This window comes from Phocaeicola sp. HCN-40430, assembly GCF_037890285.1.
GTDB classification, from domain to species: domain Bacteria; phylum Bacteroidota; class Bacteroidia; order Bacteroidales; family Bacteroidaceae; genus Phocaeicola; species Phocaeicola acetigenes.
Window position 1 is genome coordinate 1 of sequence record NZ_JBBKBS010000044.1, and the last position, 5,113, is coordinate 5,113.

The following is a 5,113-nucleotide window of genomic DNA, read 5'->3' on the forward strand; positions in this document are numbered from 1 at the left end:
GACAGAAAATTCACTCTGAAAAGAGTAAAAAAGATATTTTACAATGAAGAGTTTGATCCTGGCTCAGGATGAACGCTAGCTACAGGCTTAACACATGCAAGTCGAGGGGCAGCGGGATTGAAGCTTGCTTCAATTGCCGGCGACCGGCGCACGGGTGAGTAACGCGTATCCAACCTTCCGCATACTCGGGGATAGCCTTCTGAAAAGGAGATTAATACCCGATGGTATCAAGAGATTGCATGATAACTTGATTAAAGAATTTCGGTATGCGATGGGGATGCGTTCCATTAGGTAGTAGGCGGGGTAACGGCCCACCTAGCCAACGATGGATAGGGGTTCTGAGAGGAAGGTCCCCCACATTGGAACTGAGACACGGTCCAAACTCCTACGGGAGGCAGCAGTGAGGAATATTGGTCAATGGACGAGAGTCTGAACCAGCCAAGTAGCGTGAAGGATGAAGGTTCTATGGATTGTAAACTTCTTTTATAAGGGAATAAAACCTCCCACGTGTGGGAGCTTGTATGTACCTTATGAATAAGCATCGGCTAACTCCGTGCCAGCAGCCGCGGTAATACGGAGGATGCGAGCGTTATCCGGATTTATTGGGTTTAAAGGGAGCGCAGACGGGGGATTAAGTCAGTTGTGAAAGTTTGCGGCTCAACCGTAAAATTGCAGTTGATACTGGTCCTCTTGAGTGCAGTTGAGGCAGGCGGAATTCGTGGTGTAGCGGTGAAATGCTTAGATATCACGAAGAACCCCGATTGCGAAGGCAGCTTGCTAAACTGTAACTGACGTTCATGCTCGAAAGTGTGGGTATCAAACAGGATTAGATACCCTGGTAGTCCACACGGTAAACGATGGATACTCGCTGTTGGCGATATACTGTCAGCGGCCAAGCGAAAGCATTAAGTATCCCACCTGGGGAGTACGCCGGCAACGGTGAAACTCAAAGGAATTGACGGGGGCCCGCACAAGCGGAGGAACATGTGGTTTAATTCGATGATACGCGAGGAACCTTACCCGGGCTTAAATTGCAAAGGAATGATTTGGAAACAGATCAGTCTTCGGACCTTTGTGAAGGTGCTGCATGGTTGTCGTCAGCTCGTGCCGTGAGGTGTCGGCTTAAGTGCCATAACGAGCGCAACCCTTGCTGTCAGTTACTAACAGGTCAAGCTGAGGACTCTGACGGGACTGCCATCGTAAGATGTGAGGAAGGTGGGGATGACGTCAAATCAGCACGGCCCTTACGTCCGGGGCTACACACGTGTTACAATGGGGAGTACAGAAGGCCGCTACCTGGCGACAGGATGCCAATCCGTAAAACTCCTCTCAGTTCGGACTGGAGTCTGCAACCCGACTCCACGAAGCTGGATTCGCTAGTAATCGCGCATCAGCCACGGCGCGGTGAATACGTTCCCGGGCCTTGTACACACCGCCCGTCAAGCCATGAAAGCCGGGGGTACCTGAAGTGCGTAACCGCAAGGAGCGCCCTAGGGTAAAACTGGTAATTGGGGCTAAGTCGTAACAAGGTAGCCGTACCGGAAGGTGCGGCTGGAACACCTCCTTTCTGGAGAGAATGTTTCTTTCGAGGTTATTCTTTGTGCCTGTTTGTTTATAAGATATAAAGAGAGAAAGAAGAAGCCGAGTCTGATCAAGACAAGGTTGAACTGAATCCAGAAGCTAGTCCTATAGCTCAGTTGGTTAGAGCGCTACACTGATAATGTAGAGGTCGGCAGTTCAACTCTGCCTGGGACTACGATGAAAAAAACTTTCTTTTTTATTTGGCTGTAAGGAATAAAATGACTACTTTTGCAGCCGCAAAAAAAAGGAAAGGTATCCGGGGGATTAGCTCAGCTGGCTAGAGCACCTGCTTTGCACGCAGGGGGTCAACGGTTCGAATCCGTTATTCTCCACTTGTTCCGCAAGGAAATAAGATCTATGACATGATGTACAAGCAATAAAAGCTATAAAGCAAGAAAGCTGAAAGTATATATCATCCGGCACGTTCTTAAGAGAATGTGTCTGAGGTAAGGAAAGTAAGCAAGGGCGCATGGCGGATGCCTTGGCTCTCGGAGGCGATGAAGGACGTGATAAGCTGCGATAAGCCATGGGGAGGTGCAAATAACCTTTGATCCATGGATTTCCGAATGGGACAACCCGGTATGTTGAAGACATACCATCCTACTTAAGTAGGAGGCTAACGCAGGGAACTGAAACATCTTAGTACCTGCAGGAAAAGAAAATAACAATGATTCCCCCAGTAGTGGCGAGCGAACGGGGAAGAGCCCAAACCTTACATGTTACGGCATGTGAGGGGTTGTAGGACCACGACGTTGCAAGAAATCTTGTGAGCAGAACAATCTGGAAAGTTTGACCACAGACGGTGACAGTCCGGTATGCGAAGCAAGACGAAGCATAGTGGTATCCTGAGTAGCGCGGGACACGAGAAATCCTGTGTGAATCTGCCGGGACCATCCGGTAAGGCTAAATACTCCCGAGAGACCGATAGTGAACCAGTACCGTGAGGGAAAGGTGAAAAGCACTTCGAACAGAAGAGTGAAATAGTACCTGAAACCGTGCGCCTACAAGCGGTCGGAGCTCGCAAGAGTGACGGCGTGCCTTTTGCATAATGAACCTACGAGTTACCGTACTTGGCAAGGTTAAGGGTCATGAGACCCGCAGCCGAAGCGAAAGCGAGTCTGAACAGGGCGTCAAGTCAGATGCGGTAGACGCGAAACCAAGTGATCTACCCTTGGCCAGGATGAAGTCTGGGTAACACCAGATGGAGGTCCGCACCAATAAGCGTTGAAAAGCTTCTGGATGAGCTGAGGGTAGGGGTGAAAGGCTAATCAAACTTGGAGATAGCTCGTACTCCCCGAAATGCATTTAGGTGCAGCCTTGTGAATTACTGATGTGAGGTAGAGCGACTGATAAGATGCGAGGGCTTCACCGCCTATCAAGTCTTGATAAACTCCGAATGCGCATCAGTTCGATCACAGGAGTGAGGGCATGGGTGCTAAGGTCCGTGCCCGAGAGGAGAAGAATCCGGACCACCGGCTAAGGTCCCGAAATGACAGCTAAGTTAAACTAACGAAGTCTGATTGCAGAGACAGCTAGGATGTTGGCTTGGAAGCAGCCATTCATTTAAAGAGTGCGTAACAGCTCACTAGTCGAGGAATCGGGCGTGGATAATAATCGGGTATCAAGTTGTCTACCGAAGCCGTGGGATACGTAAGTATCGGTAGGGGAGCATTCCATTCGGCGTTGAAGGCGTATCGTGAGGTACTCTGGAGCGTATGGAAAAGCAAATGTAGGTATAAGTAACGATAAAGGGGGTGAGAAACCCCCTCGCCGAAAGACTAAGGTTTCCTGATCAACGCTAATCGGATCAGGGTCAGTCGGGTCCTAAGGTTCAGCCGAACGGCGAGACCGATGGCAGAAACGGTTAATATTCCGTTACTACCTTATGGGGTGACGTGGAGACGCAGGAGTGACACCACCGCGAACTGACGGAATAGTTCGTTAAAGGATGTAGGCGTTGATTTCCGCAGGCAAATCCGTGGAAAGAGCCGAATCTGACAGTATGGAGCGTCCTTCGGGACAATTCAACAGTGTGGGTAAGCATGCTGCCGAGAAAATCCGCTAAACTTAACTCATGAGGTACCCGTACCGCAAACGGACACACGTAGTCGGGTTGAATATACTAAGGCGCTTGAGTGAATCACGGTTAAGGAACTAGGCAAATTAACCCTGTAACTTCGGGATAAAGGGTCCCTCCTCTATATGAGAGGGCGCAGAGAATAGGTCCAGGCAACTGTTTAACAAAAACACAGGGCTGTGCCAATATGAAAGTAGACGTATACAGCCTGACACCTGCCCGGTGCTGGAAGGTTAAGAGGAGATGTCATCGCAAGAGAAGCATTGAATTGAAGCCCCAGTAAACGGCGGCCGTAACTATAACGGTCCTAAGGTAGCGAAATTCCTTGTCGGGTAAGTTCCGACCTGCACGAATGGTGTAATGATCTGGACACTGTCTCAACCGTGAGCTCAGTGAAATTGTAGTATCGGTGAAGATGCCGATTACCCGCGATGGGACGAAAAGACCCCGTGAACCTTTACTATAGCTTAGCATTGAATTTGGGCACGCGATGTGTAGGATAGGTCGGAGGCTTTGAAGCAGGTACGCCAGTATTTGTGGAGCCGCTGTTGAAATACGACCCTTTGTTTGTTTGAATTCTAACTTCAAGTTGAAGGACATTGCTTGGTGGGTAGTTTGACTGGGGTGGTCGCCTCCAAAAGCGTAACGGAGGCTTCTAAAGGTGCCCTCAGGACGATCGGTAACCGTCCGCAGAGTGTAATGGCAGAAGGGCGCTTGACTGGGAGACAGACAAGTCGAGCAGGTAGGAAACTAGAGCATAGTGATCCGGTGTTTCCGTATGGAAGGGACATCGCTCAAAGGATAAAAGGTACTCCGGGGATAACAGGCTGATCCCTCCCAAGAGCTCATATCGACGGAGTGGTTTGGCACCTCGATGTCGGCTCGTCACATCCTGGGGCTGGAGAAGGTCCCAAGGGTTGGGCTGTTCGCCCATTAAAGTGGCACGCGAGCTGGGTTCAGAACGTCGTGAGACAGTTCGGTCTCTATCTATCGTGGGCGTATGAAATTTGCGTGGCTCTGACACTAGTACGAGAGGACCGTGTTGGACAGACCTCTGGTTTACCAGTTGTGCCGCCAGGTGCATCGCTGGGTATCTAAGTCTGGATCGGATAAGTGCTGAAAGCATCTAAGTACGAAGCCGGCCACAAGATTAGATTTCTCAGGGTCGTCAAAGACGATGACGTTGATAGGATGCAGGTGTAAAGGTGGAGACACCAAAGCCGAGCATTACTAATTGCCCGTTCACTTTCCTTACGAGGATTGATACTCATGGATGATATATACGTTCAGTGTTTTTGCTGTGCTTTGATTGCTTGTCTTGTCATTGATGTTTGAAGAAATTCAGGTGACTATAGCACGAAGGTTCCACCTCTTCCCATTCCGAACAGAGAAGTTAAGCTTCGTCACGCCGATGGTACTGCGTACAAGTGGGAGAGTAGGTAGTCGCCGTTTTAG

At 49.7% G+C, this 5,113-nt stretch carries 2 tRNA genes and 3 rRNA genes; all 5 read left to right on the top strand.

Features of this window, described 5'->3' with window-relative positions:
* The first annotated feature begins 40 nt into the window (after nucleotides 1-40).
* The 5 genes from WKU26_RS12415 (at nucleotide 41) to rrf (ending at nucleotide 5,110) form a co-directional block, all read left to right on the top strand.
* Nucleotides 41-1,567 (top strand): 16S ribosomal RNA (locus WKU26_RS12415).
* A 115-nt stretch (nucleotides 1,568-1,682) separates the two neighbouring features.
* Nucleotides 1,683-1,756, top strand: a tRNA-Ile gene (locus WKU26_RS12420).
* 83 nt (nucleotides 1,757-1,839) lie between these two features.
* Nucleotides 1,840-1,913 (top strand) — tRNA-Ala (locus WKU26_RS12425).
* Nucleotides 1,914-2,030: 117 nt separating this feature from the next.
* Nucleotides 2,031-4,912, top strand: a 23S ribosomal RNA gene (locus WKU26_RS12430).
* Between the two features lie 87 nt (nucleotides 4,913-4,999).
* Nucleotides 5,000-5,110: ribosomal RNA gene (rrf, locus tag WKU26_RS12435) — 5S ribosomal RNA — on the top strand.
* The 16S, 23S and 5S rRNA genes sit together here with 2 tRNA genes alongside, the layout of an rRNA operon.
* Nucleotides 5,111-5,113 lie beyond the last annotated feature (3 nt).